Annotated in this window: 23 protein-coding genes; 18 read left to right on the top strand and 5 right to left on the bottom strand. The window is 41.6% G+C overall.

Annotated elements, in window-relative coordinates; translation table 11 throughout:
- Positions 1-116: 116 nt before the first annotated feature.
- The 6 genes from QR721_RS12855 to QR721_RS12830 all read left to right on the top strand — a co-directional run bounded on the left by QR721_RS12855 (position 117) and on the right by QR721_RS12830 (position 3,240).
- The gene (locus QR721_RS12855; RefSeq protein WP_348027614.1) at positions 117-509 is read left to right on the top strand and encodes a hypothetical protein; all 393 of its coding nucleotides are present in this window, start codon (positions 117-119) and stop codon (positions 507-509) included.
- Positions 510-527: 18 nt separating this feature from the next.
- Positions 528-1,181 (top strand): hypothetical protein, encoded by a 654-nt coding sequence (locus QR721_RS12850; protein ID WP_348027612.1) that lies wholly within the window; start codon positions 528-530, stop codon positions 1,179-1,181.
- 277 nt (positions 1,182-1,458) lie between these two features.
- Positions 1,459-2,010 carry a hypothetical protein gene (locus QR721_RS12845; RefSeq protein ID WP_348027610.1) on the top strand — a complete coding sequence of 184 codons (552 nt, stop codon included), beginning with the start codon at positions 1,459-1,461 and terminating at the stop codon, positions 2,008-2,010.
- Positions 2,011-2,085: 75 nt separating this feature from the next.
- Positions 2,086-2,235 carry an EndoU domain-containing protein gene (locus QR721_RS12840; protein WP_348027608.1) on the top strand — a complete coding sequence of 50 codons (150 nt, stop codon included), beginning with the start codon at positions 2,086-2,088 and terminating at the stop codon, positions 2,233-2,235.
- Positions 2,236-2,255: 20 nt separating this feature from the next.
- Complete coding sequence (locus QR721_RS12835; protein WP_348027606.1) at positions 2,256-2,576, top strand: tRNA-Val4; 321 nt, start codon at positions 2,256-2,258, stop codon at positions 2,574-2,576.
- A gap of 232 nt (positions 2,577-2,808) precedes the next feature.
- The gene (locus QR721_RS12830; RefSeq protein WP_348027604.1) at positions 2,809-3,240 is read left to right on the top strand and encodes an SMI1/KNR4 family protein; all 432 of its coding nucleotides are present in this window, start codon (positions 2,809-2,811) and stop codon (positions 3,238-3,240) included.
- Between the two features lie 276 nt (positions 3,241-3,516).
- Here QR721_RS12830 and QR721_RS12825 read toward each other — a convergent pair whose 3' ends face one another.
- The 3 genes from QR721_RS12825 to QR721_RS12815 are packed head-to-tail and all read right to left on the bottom strand — an operon-like array spanning position 3,517 to position 6,501.
- Entirely contained in the window at positions 3,517-5,355 is a 1,839-nt protein-coding gene (locus tag QR721_RS12825; RefSeq protein ID WP_348027602.1) for a DHA2 family efflux MFS transporter permease subunit, read from the bottom strand.
- An 8-nt stretch (positions 5,356-5,363) separates the two neighbouring features.
- Positions 5,364-6,014 carry an efflux RND transporter periplasmic adaptor subunit gene (locus QR721_RS12820; protein ID WP_348027600.1) on the bottom strand — a complete coding sequence of 217 codons (651 nt, stop codon included), beginning with the start codon at positions 6,012-6,014 and terminating at the stop codon, positions 5,364-5,366.
- A gap of 49 nt (positions 6,015-6,063) precedes the next feature.
- Positions 6,064-6,501 carry a MarR family winged helix-turn-helix transcriptional regulator gene (locus QR721_RS12815; protein ID WP_348027598.1) on the bottom strand — a complete coding sequence of 146 codons (438 nt, stop codon included), beginning with the start codon at positions 6,499-6,501 and terminating at the stop codon, positions 6,064-6,066.
- 181 nt (positions 6,502-6,682) lie between these two features.
- On the opposite strand from QR721_RS12815, the gene QR721_RS12810 reads away from it, so the two are divergent.
- The 6 genes from QR721_RS12810 (at position 6,683) to QR721_RS12785 (ending at position 12,119) form a co-directional block, all read left to right on the top strand.
- Entirely contained in the window at positions 6,683-6,946 is a 264-nt protein-coding gene (locus tag QR721_RS12810) for a hypothetical protein (protein WP_348027596.1), read from the top strand.
- A gap of 2 nt (positions 6,947-6,948) precedes the next feature.
- A complete protein-coding gene (locus QR721_RS12805; RefSeq protein ID WP_348027594.1) occupies positions 6,949-7,419 on the top strand; it encodes a hypothetical protein in 471 nt (156 codons plus the stop codon).
- A gap of 110 nt (positions 7,420-7,529) precedes the next feature.
- Complete coding sequence (locus QR721_RS12800) at positions 7,530-7,718, top strand: hypothetical protein (protein ID WP_348027592.1); 189 nt, start codon at positions 7,530-7,532, stop codon at positions 7,716-7,718.
- A gap of 109 nt (positions 7,719-7,827) precedes the next feature.
- Positions 7,828-9,444, top strand: a complete 1,617-nt coding sequence (locus QR721_RS12795; protein ID WP_348027590.1) for a hypothetical protein — start codon at positions 7,828-7,830, stop codon at positions 9,442-9,444.
- 24 nt (positions 9,445-9,468) lie between these two features.
- Positions 9,469-11,550 carry an LPXTG cell wall anchor domain-containing protein gene (locus QR721_RS12790; RefSeq protein WP_348027588.1) on the top strand — a complete coding sequence of 694 codons (2,082 nt, stop codon included), beginning with the start codon at positions 9,469-9,471 and terminating at the stop codon, positions 11,548-11,550.
- On the top strand, positions 11,547-12,119 hold the full coding sequence (locus QR721_RS12785; RefSeq protein WP_348027586.1) for a class D sortase: 573 nt from the start codon (positions 11,547-11,549) through the stop codon (positions 12,117-12,119). The genes QR721_RS12790 and QR721_RS12785 overlap by 4 nt, the downstream gene beginning before the upstream one ends.
- A 79-nt stretch (positions 12,120-12,198) precedes the next feature.
- Here the strand turns inward: QR721_RS12785 and QR721_RS12780 are convergent, their stop codons facing one another.
- Positions 12,199-13,050: an endonuclease/exonuclease/phosphatase family protein gene (locus QR721_RS12780; RefSeq protein ID WP_348027584.1), complete on the bottom strand. Its 852-nt coding sequence runs from the start codon at positions 13,048-13,050 to the stop codon at positions 12,199-12,201.
- 441 nt (positions 13,051-13,491) lie between these two features.
- Here QR721_RS12780 and QR721_RS12775 point away from each other — a divergent pair, with 441 nt between their 5' ends.
- The 6 genes from QR721_RS12775 to QR721_RS12750 are packed head-to-tail and all read left to right on the top strand — an operon-like array spanning position 13,492 to position 16,865.
- Positions 13,492-13,971: a DsrE/DsrF/DrsH-like family protein gene (locus QR721_RS12775; RefSeq protein WP_348027582.1), complete on the top strand. Its 480-nt coding sequence runs from the start codon at positions 13,492-13,494 to the stop codon at positions 13,969-13,971.
- Between the two features lie 21 nt (positions 13,972-13,992).
- A complete protein-coding gene (locus QR721_RS12770; protein WP_348027580.1) occupies positions 13,993-14,352 on the top strand; it encodes a rhodanese-like domain-containing protein in 360 nt (119 codons plus the stop codon).
- 60 nt (positions 14,353-14,412) lie between these two features.
- A complete protein-coding gene (locus QR721_RS12765) occupies positions 14,413-14,988 on the top strand; it encodes a sulfurtransferase TusA family protein (RefSeq protein ID WP_348027578.1) in 576 nt (191 codons plus the stop codon).
- A gap of 51 nt (positions 14,989-15,039) precedes the next feature.
- Positions 15,040-15,435 (top strand): DsrE/DsrF/DrsH-like family protein, encoded by a 396-nt coding sequence (locus QR721_RS12760; protein WP_348027576.1) that lies wholly within the window; start codon positions 15,040-15,042, stop codon positions 15,433-15,435.
- A gap of 39 nt (positions 15,436-15,474) precedes the next feature.
- Entirely contained in the window at positions 15,475-16,602 is a 1,128-nt protein-coding gene (locus tag QR721_RS12755) for an MBL fold metallo-hydrolase (RefSeq protein ID WP_348027571.1), read from the top strand.
- Between the two features lie 35 nt (positions 16,603-16,637).
- Entirely contained in the window at positions 16,638-16,865 is a 228-nt protein-coding gene (locus QR721_RS12750; RefSeq protein ID WP_348027569.1) for a sulfurtransferase TusA family protein, read from the top strand.
- A 171-nt stretch (positions 16,866-17,036) separates the two neighbouring features.
- Here QR721_RS12750 and QR721_RS12745 read toward each other — a convergent pair whose 3' ends face one another.
- Entirely contained in the window at positions 17,037-18,020 is a 984-nt protein-coding gene (locus tag QR721_RS12745; protein WP_348027567.1) for a hypothetical protein, read from the bottom strand.
- Positions 18,021-18,133: the final 113 nt, after the last annotated feature.

Raw genomic sequence — 18,133 nt, 5'->3', positions numbered from 1 at the left:
AAGATGTTTAAACTCATGAATTCTGTAGATGAAGTATTAAAAACAATATAGTGATAACTCTGATTGGTTAAACACCTTTCAGAGTTTTTTAATTGTGCAGTCTAACAGAATCAACAATGAAAGATAGGTCGACAGCTGTGGTATTTACCTTTGTAAAACCTGCGAAGGTCTTGTCGAAATTGCAGTTGGATAAGGCGTTTAGGGCTTGGAAGAAAGGTAAGAATAGTCTTAAATATGATGACAGAGTTTTAAAAAGGATGAAAGAAGATACAGGTACTCATCATAATTTCCCAACATCTTTTGACAAAAAGATTTTATCTAATAAGCCATCAGTTGTTCGATCAGATGGACGATCAGAATATTTACACACAGGAAGTATCAACAATCAAAAAGGTATCTACCATATAACACTTAAAGATGATGTAGTAACCCATCGTTCGTTTATTCCGCAGAGCGATTGGAAGCGGTATTCTAACCGTTGGGACTTACCGCCACGAGTTACTCCATAAATAGGAGGTTGAAAGTACTTGAAAAAACTTGATTATAGAACTTTTGGAGACTATACAAATGAATTGTTAAGTCTCGAATATGACTCGCACACAATATATGAGGGATATACAGATGACTTGATAACCTCAGTAACAGGTGATTTAGAGCTGAAACTAAATTATGGTAGGAATATTGCTTCTTCAGTAGTTGCTAGGAAGTATGGTGACCATATAGTTTGGATACCAAAAGTCCCCCTGGATTCAGATTATAAATACATCACAATAATTTTTAATTTGAAGCAGTTTGCAGAATTATGGACATTCCTGAAATATAAAGTAGAAGATGACTTAGAAATAATAAAGGATATAAGCGCCGAAGAATTAAAATTAATGTGGATGATCTGGGCTAGAGAGAAGGAACAAATTGATGATATATCAGATCTAGTCAAATCAGTTAAAAACAATATCCTTGCCCTATCTACAAATTTAGAGCACCAGGATAAAATTTTTTATAATTTTATTGAAAGCCAGTGGGCATTAAAGAAAAATAGAGTAATAGTAAGTGAAGACAATTGGGAAAGTTTTATTGTTTATCTTGATAAGGGAATTTATGAGGAGTGGGAGGTATTTAAAAAAGATAATAAAGATAATCTATATATTCATTTAGGCAATGGCTATTGTGCACCAATTTAAAACTAGTGACGGCTATTGAATGATAGCCGTCTTTTTGGTAGGTTACGGAGTGCCGAATTAAATGGCTATTTTTATTAGAATATAGACAACGCTTTTTTTCAAGGTTTCTTTTTTTATGGGGCTAGCCAGTGACAAATAGTTCACATTTTAGCCAGAGGATATGATTAACATCTGTAATATAAGAAAGGTCAATAACTGTAGTAATTACCTTTGTAAAACCTGCGAAGATCTTGTCGAATCGCAAATGAATACGACGAGGAAGCTTGAAGGTAAGGAATTGAAGAAGGTTGCAGAGGAAAACCAGATGTCAGCATCTGAAGAAGCAATTCGCCAGTACCTGTTAAGCGGAGTCAAAAAGGATCCAAGTGAGTTCGAAGCTGATGGGTTCACTGTCAAATCTTCATTGACAGACAGTCAGTCTGCAATGATAGCCAATGATACCCGAGTCGGAATAAACGGTGGATACTTCAATATGCTTGGAGGCATCGTTACATATGGTGTGCCAAAGGCGGCAATGGCTACAGGAGAATTCTTCTTTGGAGATATCGTCAAAATGGTTCACCCTGATTCGACAATGAAAGATAGGTCGACAGCTGCGATATTTACCTTTGTAAAACCTGCGAAGGTCTTGCCGAAATTGCAGTTGGATAAGGCGAGGAAGCTTGTGGGTAAGGGTACGGGTAAATATAATACAGATACAATGAAACATATTTATCATGGTGAAATTAATAAACGTGGAAAAGCGGTTGGATATCATCATGAGAGTATGATGGGTGGAAAGATTATTCCTGGTACCGAGAAAATACCTGATAAAAATGGTGTCTTATGAAGCCAAAGTTGAAATAGGTGGGAAGAGAAAAGTAGCCAAATCTAGTTTTTTCCGAAGGAATGGAATCGTGTAGATGTGTTAAAGGCTATTAATGAAGCATATCAAAATAAAAAACAGATAGGTGCTAATAAGTTTATAGGTGAAAATTCGGCTGGAGTTAAAATAGAAATGTTTCTAAATAAGGATGGTTCAATAGCCACTGCCTATCCTTTATATAATAAATAGCATAGAAGGTGATAAACAAGATGAGATATTCATATGAATTAAAAAAAGACCCATTTGGTATCACAAGAATAATACTACCAGAAAAATTAACTGTTTTCTCGGACGCTTTTGAGGATATTTCAACAAAAGAAGAAGCAGATGAGTATATTGGGTACGTAAAGAAGGTTCTAACAGGAGATTATGAAGACTTTGAAATCACGATGAATGCTACAAGTATAAATATTAAGAAAAACACGACAATTGCTGAGCATCATTACCGGGTTGATGAGCCTTTTGAAAGTATTATAGAAACTAATGAATTTTTAGAGTTGATGTTAATCTGGAAAGAGGCCATAGCATAGATGATCGGAGATTGAAAATGTTATAAGATTTAGTTAATTAAGCACTTGTTTGTCTTATTAGGCAACAGGTGTTTTTGCTTTTTGTAGAAATTTTAAATTAATATTTTTAGTAAATATATAGAATGTACACTACCCTAGTACTCTCATAAGTGGTACCTAACAAACACCAAGCAGGGATACATGGAAAGGGAGCCCCATCAGGTAAACTATTTCCAAGGAGGTGAAATAACATATGGCTGATTTCGAATTTATTAATGAATTAGAAAATAAAACTTATAAGGTACCTGAAGATGATATATTAAAAGCTGAAAAAAGAATGGACATCAGTTTTCCAAATGATTTAAAAAAGTTATATTTAGAAGTTGGTTATGGCTTTATTAAAGATCAAAGTGCTAATGCAATTAATAGGATATTGGGACCGGGGACTGTAGCAGACATCAGATTAAGAGAGGGTATTTTTGAATTTGACCCTGATTTAGATGAACTTTTTGATGATGAAGATAAACTTATTTTTTTTGAAGTTAACGAGGGCATTTATATTTCATTAGATTTACAATTGGTTAATAATCCAATATTTTATTTTGATGTTCAAATAGCTGAGTCGTTAGAGGACTTTTTTAAGAAGTTTCTCGATGATAATGAATATTATATAGACTTAATTTAGGATTAGGTTTAATTGGTGGAAAAGGCAAAAGATAATAAATCTTATTGGCAAGCAAGATGCCTTTCAAGGTTTCTTTTTTGTAGACAACTGCCATTCCCATTTTGACTGGGATGAAAATGGAAGCGAAACAGAATGGAATCGTCCTTGCAGGAAGCGACTCAGTATCGTTAGTCAGAGAAACTATGCATCCCCTACAATAGGTATATTTCTCACCAATATAAAAACCACCAGCCCCTGCACAATGTGGTAGCTGGTGGTTTTCGTATTTCTTTTTAATCAGTTTTCATCTTCAACTGGCGGCTTTGCGCGCTTGATGAAGAAAGCGAGGACAAAGGCGACAATTGCAATTCCTGTTAAGACGATGAAGGCATCATTAATGCCTTGAACAGTCGCATTCTTGACGACTTGGCCGTACAGTTGGGCAGTGCCGAGTGTATCTCCGGCTTGAGCAGGAAGTCCGGCCATGCCAGCTAGTTTTTCGCCAAAGCCATGAAGCTGATCAGTCAAATAGCCGTTGCTCGTTGTAATATCATTTGCATACCCTTGTGTATGGAATGATGCTCGTGTTGTCATGACGGTGATCAGGAAGGCTGATCCGATACTGCCGGCGACTGTACGTGCTGTGTTGGAAGCGGATGTTCCGTGTCCAGCGAGTCGGGTTGGCAGCTGGTTCATTCCTTCAGTTGTAACGGTCATGGATAGGAAGCTCATGCCGAACATGCGCATGATGTACAAGAACAACAGGAAGCCGTAAGATGTCGTCATCGTCAAAGTTGAGAACTGCCATGTCGTTAGGACAGTGATGAACAAGCCGAATACGGCGAGCCATCTTGCCCCCATCTTATCGAATAGCTTACCGGAAATCGGCAGCATGATCGCCATCGCAATCGAACCTGGGAGCATAAGCAGACCAGAATCGAGTGCTGTGAAACCGCGGATGTTCTGTAAGTATATTGGCAACAGAAGCATGGCGGCGAACATGATGACGTTGATAATTGACGCGATGATTGTTGTCAGGGAGAATATCCCGTATTTGAATACACGCAAGTCGAGCATTGGTTCCTTGGCGGTCAATTCGCGAATGATGAAAGCGATGATGCCAACGACCCCGATGATTAGAGAGACAACGACAATGGTGCTGTCCCAGCCATCGTTACCGGCTTCACTGAATCCATATAGGAGGAAGCCGAGACCGATTGTTGAGAAAATGAACCCGGATACGTCGAACTTCGGTTTTGTAATATCCGTAACATCCATCATCCAGATCAGTGCCATGATCAGTGCAATGATTCCGAATGGGATGACGATATCAAAAAGGACGCGCCATGAGTAATGACCGATGAGCCAACCAGAAAGTGTCGGTCCGATTGCCGGAGCGAATAGGATGGCTACACCGAAGAGTCCCATGGCAGCGCCACGTTTCTCAGGCGGGAAAATAGTCAGGAACACAGTCATCAGGAGCGGCATCATAACACCAGCCCCGGCAGCCTGAACAACACGACCAGCCATCAACATGCCAAACGTTGGAGATACGGAACAGATGATGGAGCCGAGCGTGAAGGCTAAAATCGCCGAGATGAACAGTTTTCTTGTTCCGAGACGGGCAATTAGGAAGGCTGTGATCGGGATGAAAATACCGTTCGTCAGCATATATCCTGTTGAAAGCCATTGAACGGTGCTTGCCGATACGCCAAAGTCATTCATAATATGCGGAATGGCGACGTTCAGCAATGTCTGGTTCAAAATGGCAACGAATGCGCCAAGCATCATTGTGAAGACGAGTTTCCCACGCTTTCCTTCGAAAGAGCGTGGAGTGGAAGCGGGCTTCGTCGCTTCAGCTGGATCGACAGCCTGTTCAGGACTGTCAGAAGGCTGAGTGATTCCAGCACGCTCTGCAGCTTCCTCTTCTACTGTTTCGGTTTTGGTGGAACTTTGATGAACAGGCTCAATGGGCTCTGTCTTTGCCTGTTCCTTTTTACGCGTTTCTTGTATTGGTGGTGTTGCTTTTATATGCTGAATCGTCTTCTTGCGGCTCTCCTGCCTGCGCAGCATGAAATTGACCGTCACGAGCAGGATGATCGCAATAACGATATATCCTGTAATAAATATGGTCATTTCATCACCTACTTATGGATTCGGACAGTTGTGTTCATGCCTGGAACGAGTTTTTCACCAGCATTTTCAAGAGAAATCTTCACTGGAATGACTTGAGTTTCTTTAGTGTAATTGCCTGTTGTATTGCTTGATGGAAGAAGTGAGAATGTGCCTGCTGTAGCAAGGCCAATCTGTTCAACTTTTCCGCTCAATTTCATGTTCGGATATGCGTCAACAGTAACGTCAACATCCTGACCTACTTTCACATCATCAATAGAAGTTTCTTCAATGTTCGCTGTGACCCAGAGGTCGTCAAGGTTGTAGCTGACTGCAAGCGGTGTGCCTGCTGCTGTGATTGAGTTCTTGACTGCTTTTGACTGGACAAGTGTACCGTCTGTCGGTGCTTTTACATCAACTTCAGAAGAAGCGCCTTTATCACTGATTGCCTGAATTTTGCCGATTGTGTCACCTTTTTTGAACTTGTCACCTGTAGTGCCGTTCCATTCAGTGATTTTGCCATTGGCAGGTGCTGCGATTGTCACTTGCTGGCCAGCAATCTGTGCATTATCGGTAGAAAGATAGTTCACCGACTTGTTATAGTAATAATAACCAACGAACCCGCCGCCAACGAGGACGACGAGTAGGATAATATTGATGAGAAACATTCTTTTTGCGTTCATGTTGTGCCTCCTGAATTTATGTTGTTCGAATCTTCTCTAGTGGGAATTGTTATTCACTCAAAATATCTGAAATCTGACTGTGCAGGGCAAACAACTGATTCAATTGCTCTTCAGTCAGCCGCTCCTCAATCAAGTTAAGTTTCTTTACAAAGACAGACTCCGTCTCGATAACCCTCTCCAGTTTTTCTTCACACTGAGGAGTAAGATTGAGCGTAATTGCGCGTCTATCATGCGGATCGTGCTTGCGTTCCACAAGGCCATGCTTCACAAGGCGTTCGACAACGCCGCTCACCGTACTATTTGTCAGCTTCAGATGTTCAGCGAGCTCGACGAGTCCGATATTCGGATGTGATGACAGTTTGTACAAGGCTTTCAGCTGAACGACTGTCAGACCGTTCTTCTCTGCGTCTGCTTTTGCCAAGTTGTATAGCAACTTGTTCACAGAAGAGAAAGAATTGAGGATTTCATTGTTGAAAGCATTCTTCATAGGGGCACCTCCTTTAGTTTACAACCTTATAGTTCGTATACGAAATAAAATCTGCTTAAATATAATTGCATTTTTAAATTGGGGAGTCAAGAAAAAATTAGGTTTTTTCAGATGGAAGATTTACCTTCCTAAAATGGGGTACATGTTAGGAAAATTCCGAATTAAAGAAAGGGAGCGAACTATGGAGCAATCAAACGAACAGGTAGAGTTGCTAAGAAGAAAGATTGCTAAATTGGAAGTGAAGCTCGAGCCATTTTGGGGAGTAGATACTGAGGAATTGCCCATAGAGCAAAGAGTGGAGCAACTGAAATTAATTAAACAAATTGAGGCATTGCATACCAAGCTGCTACAGTTGCCGGAAGATACAAGTGATGCACTTGCCATCAAGAATGGAAGAATTATTACGGGGGCGGATGATTTACACGATCAACTGGAGTTGGATTGAACGTGTCTAAGGTACGGAAAGAAAAGAATTCTCTCATGACAATGGTAACTTTGATCGTCATCGGTTTAATAGCCGGTTCTATTCTCGCCGGATTGTTGAAAATCGTACAAGTTCTGAGCGGAAATGAAGCATACCCTTTGCTATTCAATATGGATTATATCCCTCTATTGAAGCAATGGAATGATGTAACGGGCGCAGGGTACATCTTCCACTATGTTACATGCATTGCGAGTGTTATTTTCCTCTTTTACCTATTAAGGCAATTCAGTTGGCAATATAAAATCTGGCCTTATATAGCTTTGTTTGGAGCAGGTGGAGGTGCATTATATTTTCTTTCCGCCCTTACAGAAGCAAAGCCGGCCCCTGATGATTTCTTTGCTTGGTTGTGTTGGACAGTCGGTCATTTCATATTCGGTTATGTGTCTGGGAGACTGATTCAATTTATTCATCAGTTTAAAGGAGGAGATATTTAGGGAGGTTCTGGTTTTCTACAGCGTTTATAGGGGTATAGAAGCCCATACGACATGAGGAGTCTCTAATTAATAGGCCTTTTGAACCTAAGAAAAGTTTGGGGGCGGTTTGTATGGAATATCAGAAGTTGGTTGTAGAAATGAATAAAATAAATGAAGAAATTGAAGAACAGCCTCAAGTAGATTGCTGCTCTTTGAGTAAAGAGAGAAAAAGCGAAATCATGCATAATCTGAAAGCGTTGGAATCCAAACAAAAAAGGATTTTGAAAGAACATGGTCTATTGAATCCTATCAAAATATGAAAGCGCTATCATAGCTTTTCTTATAAGGGTAGGACTATGAGTTTTTAAGTTTACTTTATTGCATGCTAGGAAAAAGAGGAATAAGACGAAAATGGAAGGAGGTGAAATGATGAAGGGAAGATTGGTCTTCCTCGTGTTCTTTTTCGCATTTGCGATGAGCTTCAATGGTCAAGCTGAAGCTGCCGAGAAGGAAGAACCAGCTCCTGAAAGGGCGAAACCTGTTGGCGGTCTTATTAAAGGTATTACAGGGACGGCAACAAAAACAGTTGACCATACTGTGGAGACAACATCAAACGTTGTTAAGGAGACGACATCCGATGTCACCGAAACGGTAGATCAAACGGTTGGCGGTGTAACGCATGTCGTCAAAGAAACAGGGACAGCTGTGACAAATGCCGTTCGAGAGACGACTGAGCAAACGAGTAAAAGCTCTGCTGTGAAACCGGTTACGGACACTGTGAATAAAGTGACTTCTCCAGTATTGGATACAGTCGATCAAACTGTATCGGCAACCGTGGATACTGTCGGGGATACCACTGAAGCAACGAAGGAAGTTGTCAGCGCGGCGACAAACGCAGTGCAAGAAACGACATCTGGAGTGACAGTCGGAGTCGATGAAACAGTTGCGACTACAACCAATGTCGTTAAAGGAACAGGAGTTGCAGCTACGGATACTGTTCGCAAGACGACAGAACAACTTGAAAAGGTTCCCGTTGCAAAACCAGTTACGAAGAATGTCAATAAAGTCGTCGAACCAGTGCTGGGAACAGTGGATGAAACAGTTTCTATTACTGCAGATACGCTCAATGATACAGTCGGAGAAGTGACAAATACAGTGGATAAGACGGTTGGTACAACTGGAACTCTCATCGATCATGTAGGGTCAGAAGCGGGAAATACAGTTGGAACAGCAGTAGCCCAGACAGCAGAAACAGCTGATCAGGTATCGGCTCCGATAAAAGAAGCCCTCAAGCCGGAAATTGGGAAACCTTTGATACCGGGAAAACAACCTGAAGCATCAGCAGAAGAGTCGGTCATTTCTCAGCCACATTCCAGTGTAGGGGAAAATCCACAGAAGCCAGAGTTGCCTAGTGGAGAGACTCAGGATATGGAGCAGCCTTTAGTAGATATGAACTCTGAACAGGTTTCCGATAATAAACAGCCTGCGACGGTACTGAAGCCAGTTTTGAAGCCGGAAGAAGACCAAGCAAATGGATTAGAACTACGAGAGCAATCAAGACAAGAAAGCCTGCAGCCGGAACTAGTCACAGTACATCAAATAAATCATAATCCTTCAGATATTGAAAAAACCTTCCCACTAATTTCTATAGCGAAACAAAAGCAGCCGGAGAAGCAGGCATTCACAGATTTCATTAAAGAACTGACTGGACTGCAAGCAAATTTTGTTCAGAAGTTGTTCAAAGATGAAGGGATATCAATCTTTAATGCCAAAATGGAAACTCCGCAACAACAAGATTCGCAGTTGAAAGAGTTGGAACGCCTCTATATTGCACAACCTCCGGTACAGCCGCAACAGTCAGCAACTGTAATCTATAGCGGTTTTGGAGCTGGATTGGCAGCCGTACTTGGAGAAATTCCGGTTAGGCGCAATCTGCTAGACCAAGATCGGTGGATGAACTCTACTGATCATTTAATTAACCAGTGGGCGATTGCCCCACCAGGCCAACCACCGAAGTTTTCTCCTTTTTTGTTAAGCCGCATTTAAAAAACAAAAAAGGAGAGAGTTAAAATGAGAAGAAAAGGAATTCATCTTGCAAGTATGGCAATCGGACTGTCAGCCGTTATGTTGATTGGAACGCCAGTATTGGCAGAAGAGCATAATGAGGAAATGGCAATAACAGATACAGTAAATTTGGAAGTGAATGTACCAGAAACACAGCAACCACAACCTATACAACAGCCACAGGCAGAAAGTGAACCAGCTCGCGAGATGAAATCGGAATCGGATGCTCAGCCAGCGGCGGCCGAGGAACCGGATACAGAGTCAGAATCTATGTCTCTTATTAATATTGATGTGAAAGATGTCCCAATTGTCGGGGACTTGAACGTTAATGCTGTAACAAGCGACGCAGAAGGCAACGGTCATTTGGCTGAAGTCAAGACAGATGATACAGCCGTAGTTGGCGATGCAAATGTAGAAGTCGTCCAACAAAAAACAGAGACTGATAGTGAAGGCAATAAGAAGGTGAACAATGCTGTTGCAGAAGTGATAACAGAAGATACAGCAGTAGTCGGTGATGCTCATGTAGGAGTCATCCAGCAAAAAACAGAGAGCGACAGTGAAGGCAATAAGAAGGTGAACAATGCTGTTGCAGAAGTGACAACAGAAGATACAGCAGTTGTCGGCGACGCTCATGCAGGCGTAATTGACCGTCATGAACAAATCGACCAAGATGGTAATGGGCAAGTAGATTCAGGTGTCGTTGAAGTGAATACAGAAAATACTGATGTTCTTGGTGATGTTCATGCTGGAGTATTGGATCAGCACACAGCGATAGATGGAGAAGGCAATGCGACGCTTGACGAGGGTGTAGTGAACGCAGACCTACCGAACTCTGATATTCTGGATAACACCCATGTGGGTGTACTGGATCGTCATGAAGCAACAGATGCAGAAGGAAATGGAACATTGGATGAAGGTGTAGTAGAATCAGTTATCGAAAATGCTCCGATTCTAGGAGACGTTCATGCTGGAGTATTGGATCATCACACAGCGACAGATGGAGAAGGCAACACTAATCTTGACGAAGGTGTAGTAAACGTCGACTTACCGAACTCTGATATTCTGGATAACACGCATGTCGGTGTACTGGATCGCCATGAGGCAACAGACGCAGAAGGCAATGGAACACTTGATGAAGGTGTAGTAGAAGTAAATTCTGGGGTCCCCGGTTTGTTGGAAGATTTGCACCTTGGTATTCTTGATAACCATTTGAAAAAAGATGGCGAGGATGTTCAAGCGAACCAAGGTGTTCTAGTTACAGGACTTGAAAAACTTCCAATCCTAGGTGATGTTCACCTTGGACTTTTGGAGAACGCTATTGAAGAGACGGCTAATGGAGAAAAGGGAAACGATAGTCTGTTAAATCTTTCTTTGGGAGATGGAATTCTGGATGGTGTGAATGTCGGCATCTTGGAAAACGAGTGGGTTGTTCCAGCTTCAGTAGTTCCTGAAACACCAGTTGTAACTGGTCCAGAGAACACGACTCCAATTAAACCAACACCTGAGAATCAGGAACCGTCAACCCCATCTGCTCCAGGGAGCGATGGTGAAAATCCAGACGTGAGCACGCCGAACATCCCTAATGAAGGAAATGACGGTAATACACCAATTAATCCTGATGGTTTCCCTGTTACTCCAGAGAGCACCAATGGTGTCGATGCAACAGATGAAACCGAGAATGGTAATGTAAATTCAGAAGATGAAAACATGAAAGGTGTAGAGTCCGACTTTGATCAGACAGCTTCAAACAATATGGAAGGTTATACTGTAGGACTATTAGAAGGAAATACGGATCTTGATAGCCCGAGCATGTTGGAAGCTCAGGTAAAAGGCGCTATGGATATGCGAACAGTCTCTCGAGCAACCCCAGCACAAAATACTGATCTTTTATCAAAAGAAGGAGATATGGTAACACCAAATGCGCTAGCTGACCAATCTGTAGTTGCTGGTTCAACAGGACAAATGCCGGGTCAAACACTTCCAAAGACAGGTGGTTTCCTTGATGGCAGTATACTTCAAGCACTTGGAATGCTTCTTATTGGAGGCGGTTTCATGATCTTTAGAAGAACACGAACTGAAGTGAAATGAAATGGATAGGCCTTTCACTCATGTTTACAGGAGCTGTATTGATTGCATTTCTATATCTCGGCAGCTCGAAACAGGAGCAAAATCAGCGTGAGCTCGTAAGAAGTTTTAAGCAGATGGCTATAGAACGTGTAACTGAAGCGAAATCTGAATCAGAACCTGTGAAGTTTAAGAACGATGCTGTCGGTATTTTGACAGTGCCGAAACTGGAAATGGAGCTTCCCGTTGTGGAGGGAGCGGGTTCGGAACAGCTGGCTAAAGCCTTGGGGGCAATTCCCGGACTGGATAAGCCCGGCCAAATGGATGGAAGCTTTGCGATTGCCGGCCATCGCTCAAGTGTTTTCGGCCAGTACTTCAATCGGCTTGATGAACTGAATCAAGGAGATCTTGTTAAACTGCAGACGACAGATCAACAGCTGGAATTCAAGGTATATGATAAAAGGATCGTCAACCCGGAAGAAGTCGAAGTCCTGCAGCCGGAACAAGGAAGAGCCAAGCTCTCACTCGTTACTTGCCACCCGGAGAACTCTTCCAAATACCGTCTCATTGTTCAAGCGGAACGGGTGAAATGACAAAATGAAGACCAGCATATTCACTGGACGCAGTGGATTTGCTGGTTTTTCTACGTAAGAAACCCTGCTCAACTCGGAATTAGGTAGGCAGGATTTCTTTATATGATTGTTCAGTTTGTTTATATAAGTCATGCAAATTTATCGAAACGCCAGCTTTAATTGGGAAATGATCAGAAGCATCCGTATGAATAACAGTTTGGTCAATCAAATTGAACATTGAGGAAAAAAGGATATAATCAATTCTCTTCTCCGGTTCCCAGGCAGGATAGGTTGCGGATGCTTGGTCATCTTTAAAAGCATCTGTAAGGTTGGCTTGAAGCATCAGCTCACGCATTTCCTTTTCTTCCGGAGGAGCATTTGAATCACCAAGCAGGACATGCAGACCTTCTTGCTGCTCCATATAATCCATAACTTCTGCAACTTGGACCATACGGCTTATCGAATCCAGACCAAGGTGGATATTGTATACGTTTAATTGTGCTCCATTTATATTGATTACGGCGTGAAGCATCGTGCGCTGTTCCTCAGGATCCGAACTGAGAGAGAGGAGATGGGAACTGACTATAGGCTGCCTGCTTAAAATTGCTGTGCCGTATTGCTGATTTTCCAATTGTCCGGGAGCGGGCGCCAGATCGATACTTGGCCCATATACATAATGAAAGCCAAGATTTTCTGACAGTAGTTTCGCCTGATTCTCGTAGTTGCTGCGGGCTCCGAAGTGATTATCTACTTCCTGAAGTGCCACGATATCTGCGTCTGACTGCCTGATTATGTCTCCAATACGTCCCAGATCAAGCCGTCCATCTATGCCGACACCATGCTGAATGTTATAGCTGAGAAATTGAATGTTCATCGTTTGGGTTAATTTGCGATCCGTCCTGTTCATAAGCATTTCGGGCTTAAGCAAGCAGGCAGATTCTTTCTCGTTCACATGAATCCTCCTCAAAAATGTCCTCACCATATATGTATCCTAATGGTAAGCAAGCTGTGCACTTCAACTGGTAAATATTGTGTAAAATTTTTGGTTGGATTGCTGTGATGAGTGCATTAACCTAGGTATGATAACATGGATGGAATTTCGAGGAAACTAGCTTTCGAGAAAAAACCTGCATTTCATAAGCCCCTATATATATTATTATATGGGTTGACATTATACCTATAAGGGTATAACATGAGTCTTGTAACAAATAGTATTGCTTATTTATTAATCAAGTTTGAAGCGGTGAAAAACGCTTAGGTTGACATTCATTTTTATTTTTAATAATATACCCATATGGGTAATTGAAATTTGTTTTTGCTGTTTCAAATATATTTTTTTTTGACAATAATTATACCTGTACACGTATAGGTTACTTACTTGGAGGGGAATACAATGACAGAAAAGAAGAGAACAACGATTATCCTCTTTAGTGGGGATTATGATAAAGCAATGGCTGCGTATATCATTGCGAATGGGGCGGCGGCTTATGACCATGAAGTACCGATCTTCCACACATTTTGGGGGCTGAATGCCTTGCGTAAAGATGAACATATCTCTGTAAAAAAAGGATTCATGGAGAAAATGTTCGGCAAGATGATGCCAAGAGGCGCAAATAAAATGGGGCTTTCCAAAATGAATTTTGCCGGCTTTGGGCCCAAGATGATTAAGGATGTAATGAAAAAGCACAATGCTATGACTCTACCTCAGCTGATTGAAATGGCACAGGAACAAGATGTTAAGCTCGTTGCATGCACAATGACTATGGATTTATTAGGGCTTCAGCAAGAAGAGCTGTTGGATAATATCGAGTATGCCGGTGTCGCAGCTTATTTAGCAGATGCTGAAGAAGGCAACGTGAATTTGTTCATCTAAACATTTTACAGGAGGGATAGAGTGGAGTATTTAAACTACATTCTTCTAGCACTCGCGGTTTTCTTTCTCATCCAGCGTCTAGCTCCGACAAAGGGTGTCAGACAAATGACAACTGATGAATTGAAAAAAGAATTGAATGATAAAAACAAACAGTATATAGATGTCCGCACACCTGGAGAGTATCGAACGAGAAATATTAGGGGATTCAAAAATATCCCTCTTAACCAATTAGCCAATCGAGCTGATCAGCTTTCCAAAGAAAAAGAAGTAATTGTTATTTGCCAAAGTGGCATGAGAAGCAGTAAAGCGAGTAGAATTCTCAAGAAAAAAGGCTTCAGGCAAGTGACGAATGTTAAAGGCGGAATGAGTGCCTGGAAATAGAGTAATAAAAAAAATAATTATATGCATACTAATACAGGTATAAGTAAAGGGGAAATACTAATGGATAATATAAAATCAAATGTAACTTTAAATGCTCAAGGTCTTGCTTGCCCGATGCCTATTGTCAAAACAAAAAAGGCGATGACTCAATTGGAAGGTGGCCAAGTGCTGGAAGTACAGGCTACTGATAAAGGTTCAAAGGCTGACCTCAAGGCTTGGGCTGAGAGTACAGGCCATCAGTATTTGGGCACTGTGGAAGAGGGAGATATTCTGAAACATTATCTTAGAAAGTCTTCAGATGAGGAAAAAGCAGAAAAAAAGCATCCAAACGTAATTGATAATGATGAGCTTCAGTTAAAAATGACATCAAACGAGGATATGATCATCCTTGACGTCAGGGAAGAAGCAGAATATGCATTTGATCATATTCCAAACGCTATTTCAATTCCATTAGGTGAATTGGAAGACCGTATGAATGAGTTGAAAAAAGAGGATGAAATCTATGTAGTTTGCCGCACAGGCAGCCGTAGTGACTTCGCAGCACAAAAGTTAACGGCGAATGGTTTTACAAAGGTGATCAATGTACTGCCGGGTATGAGCAACTGGTCAGGAGAAATGTCCAGCCAAATTCGTTAAGTATGCCTTAACTGATTCTAACTAAAAAAGTTTATTGAGAGGAAGACGAACATGGGAAAAAAAGTAGCGATTATCGCTAGTAATGGTGGACTGTTTGATGCTTATAAAGTGTTCAATATTGCAACAGCCGCAGCAGCAACAGATCAGGAAGTAGCTATTTTCTTCACATTTGAAGGCTTGAATCTTATTCATAAAGAAGCGAATAAGCAGCTCCCAATGCCCGAAGGAAAAGAACATTTCGCGGAAGGCTTTGCGAAAGCGAATGTTCCTGCCATCCCGGAATTGTTGGCAATGGCACAAGAAATGGGCGTTAAATTGATCGGTTGCCAAATGACGATGGATGTGATGGGATTGGAAAAAGAAGCATTTGTGGATGGAATTGAAGTAGGCGGAGCGGTGACGTTCCTGGAGTTCGCTAAAGATGCTGATGTGACATTAACATTCTAAAATTTTTTAAACAGTTATATACCTAGGGAGGTAAAATGGATGGCTTTTAAAGCAATGTCTTCAAAAGAAGTGACACAAAAAATCTTCAATAAAGAAAAATTGTTCTTGTTGGATGTCCGGAATGAAAGCGACTATAAGGACTGGAAAATTGAAGGAGCCAACTTCCAATATTTGAATATACCTTACTTCGAACTTCTTGATGGAGTGGATGAAATCCTTGATAAGATTCCTGCTGATCAAGAAATATTAGTAGCTTGTGCAAAAGAAGGTTCTTCCGTAATGGTGGCGGAAATGCTATCGGATGCGGGACTCGATGTTTCCTATCTTGAAGGTGGCATGAAGGCTTGGAGTGAACATTTGGAGCCTGTAAAGGTTGGAGACCTTAATGGCGGGGGAGAGCTTTACCAGTTTGTCCGTATTGGAAAGGGCTGTCTTTCTTACATGGTCATTTCAAACGGGGAAGCTGCCCTTATTGATGCGACTCGCATGACAGATGTCTATCTGGATTTTGCCCAAGAAATGCATGCCAAGATTACTCATGTATTTGATACACATCTTCACGCTGACCATATATCAGGCGGACGGGCAATCGCTCAAAAGACAAATGCGACTTACTGGCTTCCACCAAAAGATGCGACAGAAGTGACCTTTGATTATGCACCGCTTGAAGGTGGTACTGATGTAACAATTGGGGAAACTAAAATTAACATCCACTCCTTGTATTCACCAGGGCATACGATTGGTTCCACATCCTTTATTGTAGATGAAAAGTATCTGCTTTCAGGTGATATCCTGTTCATCGATTCAATTGGAAGACCCGATTTGGCCGGGTTGGCAGAAGACTGGGTTGGTGATTTGAGAGAAAGCCTTTATAAACGTTACAAAGAGCTTTCCGATGAACTAATTGTCCTTCCAGCTCACTTCATGATTATAGATGAATTGAATGAGGATGGTACTGTAGCAGAGAAATTAGGAACATTGTTTAAGGAAAATCACGGCTTGAAAATTGAAGATGAAAATGAATTCAGGAAGCTAGTGACGGAAAACCTTCCGCCACAGCCAAACGCATATCAAGAAATCCGCAAAACAAATATGGGGAAAATCAGCCCTGATGAAGAGCAACAGCGTGAAATGGAAATCGGGCCAAACCGCTGTGCAGTACGCTAATTAAAATGAATTTAGACAATCAGGAGGTTATGGAAATGGAAGCAAATAAAGTGTTGGACGCAAAAGGAATAGCATGCCCAATGCCAATCGTGAGAACAAAGAAGGCTATGGATGAACTTGAATCTGGTCAAGTATTGGAAGTCCATGCGACAGATAAAGGATCTAAAAATGACCTTACTGCCTGGGCGAAGTCAGGCGGTCACGAACTGTTGAAAGATGAAGAAGAGAACGGTGTATTAAAATTCTGGATTAAAAAAGGATAAGCAAATAGAGTCTAAGTTAAAGATCCGACAGATGCCAGGGAATATTGCATCTTTCGTATCTTTTGGTTTCTAAATTGAGTTTCACATTCCTTGTAGAGTTATAATATTTTTGTTATCAAAATTAAAAAAGCTCCCGCACAAAACGGGAGCTTTTAATTATTTATAAGGAAATCAGACAGTAAAGCGGTCTGCTTTTTGTTCGAAGCGATCTGCTTTCTTGTTGAAGGAATCAGCTTTTTCACTGTTGCCTTCTTTTTCTGCACGCTCAGCTTTGGCACGCATGATGTCAGCCTTGTTGTTGAACATTTCCGCTTTATCCTGGTAGCCATAGCCGTATGCAGTCGGCTGGCTAGATGCTTGCTCGGCCTTTTGTTCGAAACGCTCAGCTTTCTTGTTCAAGTTGTCAGCTTTCTTCGTGTTGCCGTACTCAGCAGCCTGTTCCGCTTTTTCCTTCACGATTTCAGCTTTCTTTTCGAACATGTCAGCTTTTGAGCTGCTCTTGTACTGCTGTCCATAGTTGTATGATGGCTGGGAAGAGACGTTTTCTGCCTTCTTCTCAAACATGTCCGCTTTCTTGTTCAAAGCATCGGCTTTTTCAGTGTTTCCGTTGGCTTCAGCCTGGTCAGCTTTTTCTTTTACGATTTCAGCCTTTTTCTCGAATAGATCAGTTTTTGAACTTGTTGTGCTGAATGAAAGTTGTTCTGGAGCTGATTCGGATAGAGGCTGTGCAGTTGTCGCGCCAGTTACAGCTTCAGCTTTCTTTTCGAACATATCTGCTTTATCATTCAGAGCGTCTGCTTTCTCAGTGTTACCGGCTGCTTCAGCCAAATCAGCTTTTTGTTTGAGGAGCTCAGCTTTGTTGATGAAGATCTCCGCTTTGCTTTGGTAGCCATAGCCGCCGAAGTTGAAATTAGTGTCAGCATTTGAATTAATGTAATCCGCTTTTTTGTTGAAAATCTCAGCTTTTGCCTGGAATGCTGCTTCTTTTTCTGTATTACCATACTGGCCAGCAATTTCTGCCTTCTTCTCAAATAGGCCAGCTTTCTGTTCGAAGATCTCCGCTTTTGCTGGAGCTACTTGTGCACTTACAGTAAGTGGTGCTACGAATGCCATGCTAAGTCCTGCTGCTGCGATTGCCTTTGTCTTTTTATTCATAATATTCCGTCCCCTTTGTGCGGATTGATACACCGTTGAAGCGTTTGGGCCGCTTCTGCATGTGTGATCCGCTTTCGTTTTATGGATGTATTCTGATTCTGAGATTTTAGCGC

This window comes from Aciduricibacillus chroicocephali (assembly GCF_030762805.1).
GTDB lineage: Bacteria > Bacillota > Bacilli > Bacillales > Amphibacillaceae > Aciduricibacillus > Aciduricibacillus chroicocephali.
This window is presented reverse-complemented; position numbering and strand designations above follow the sequence as displayed.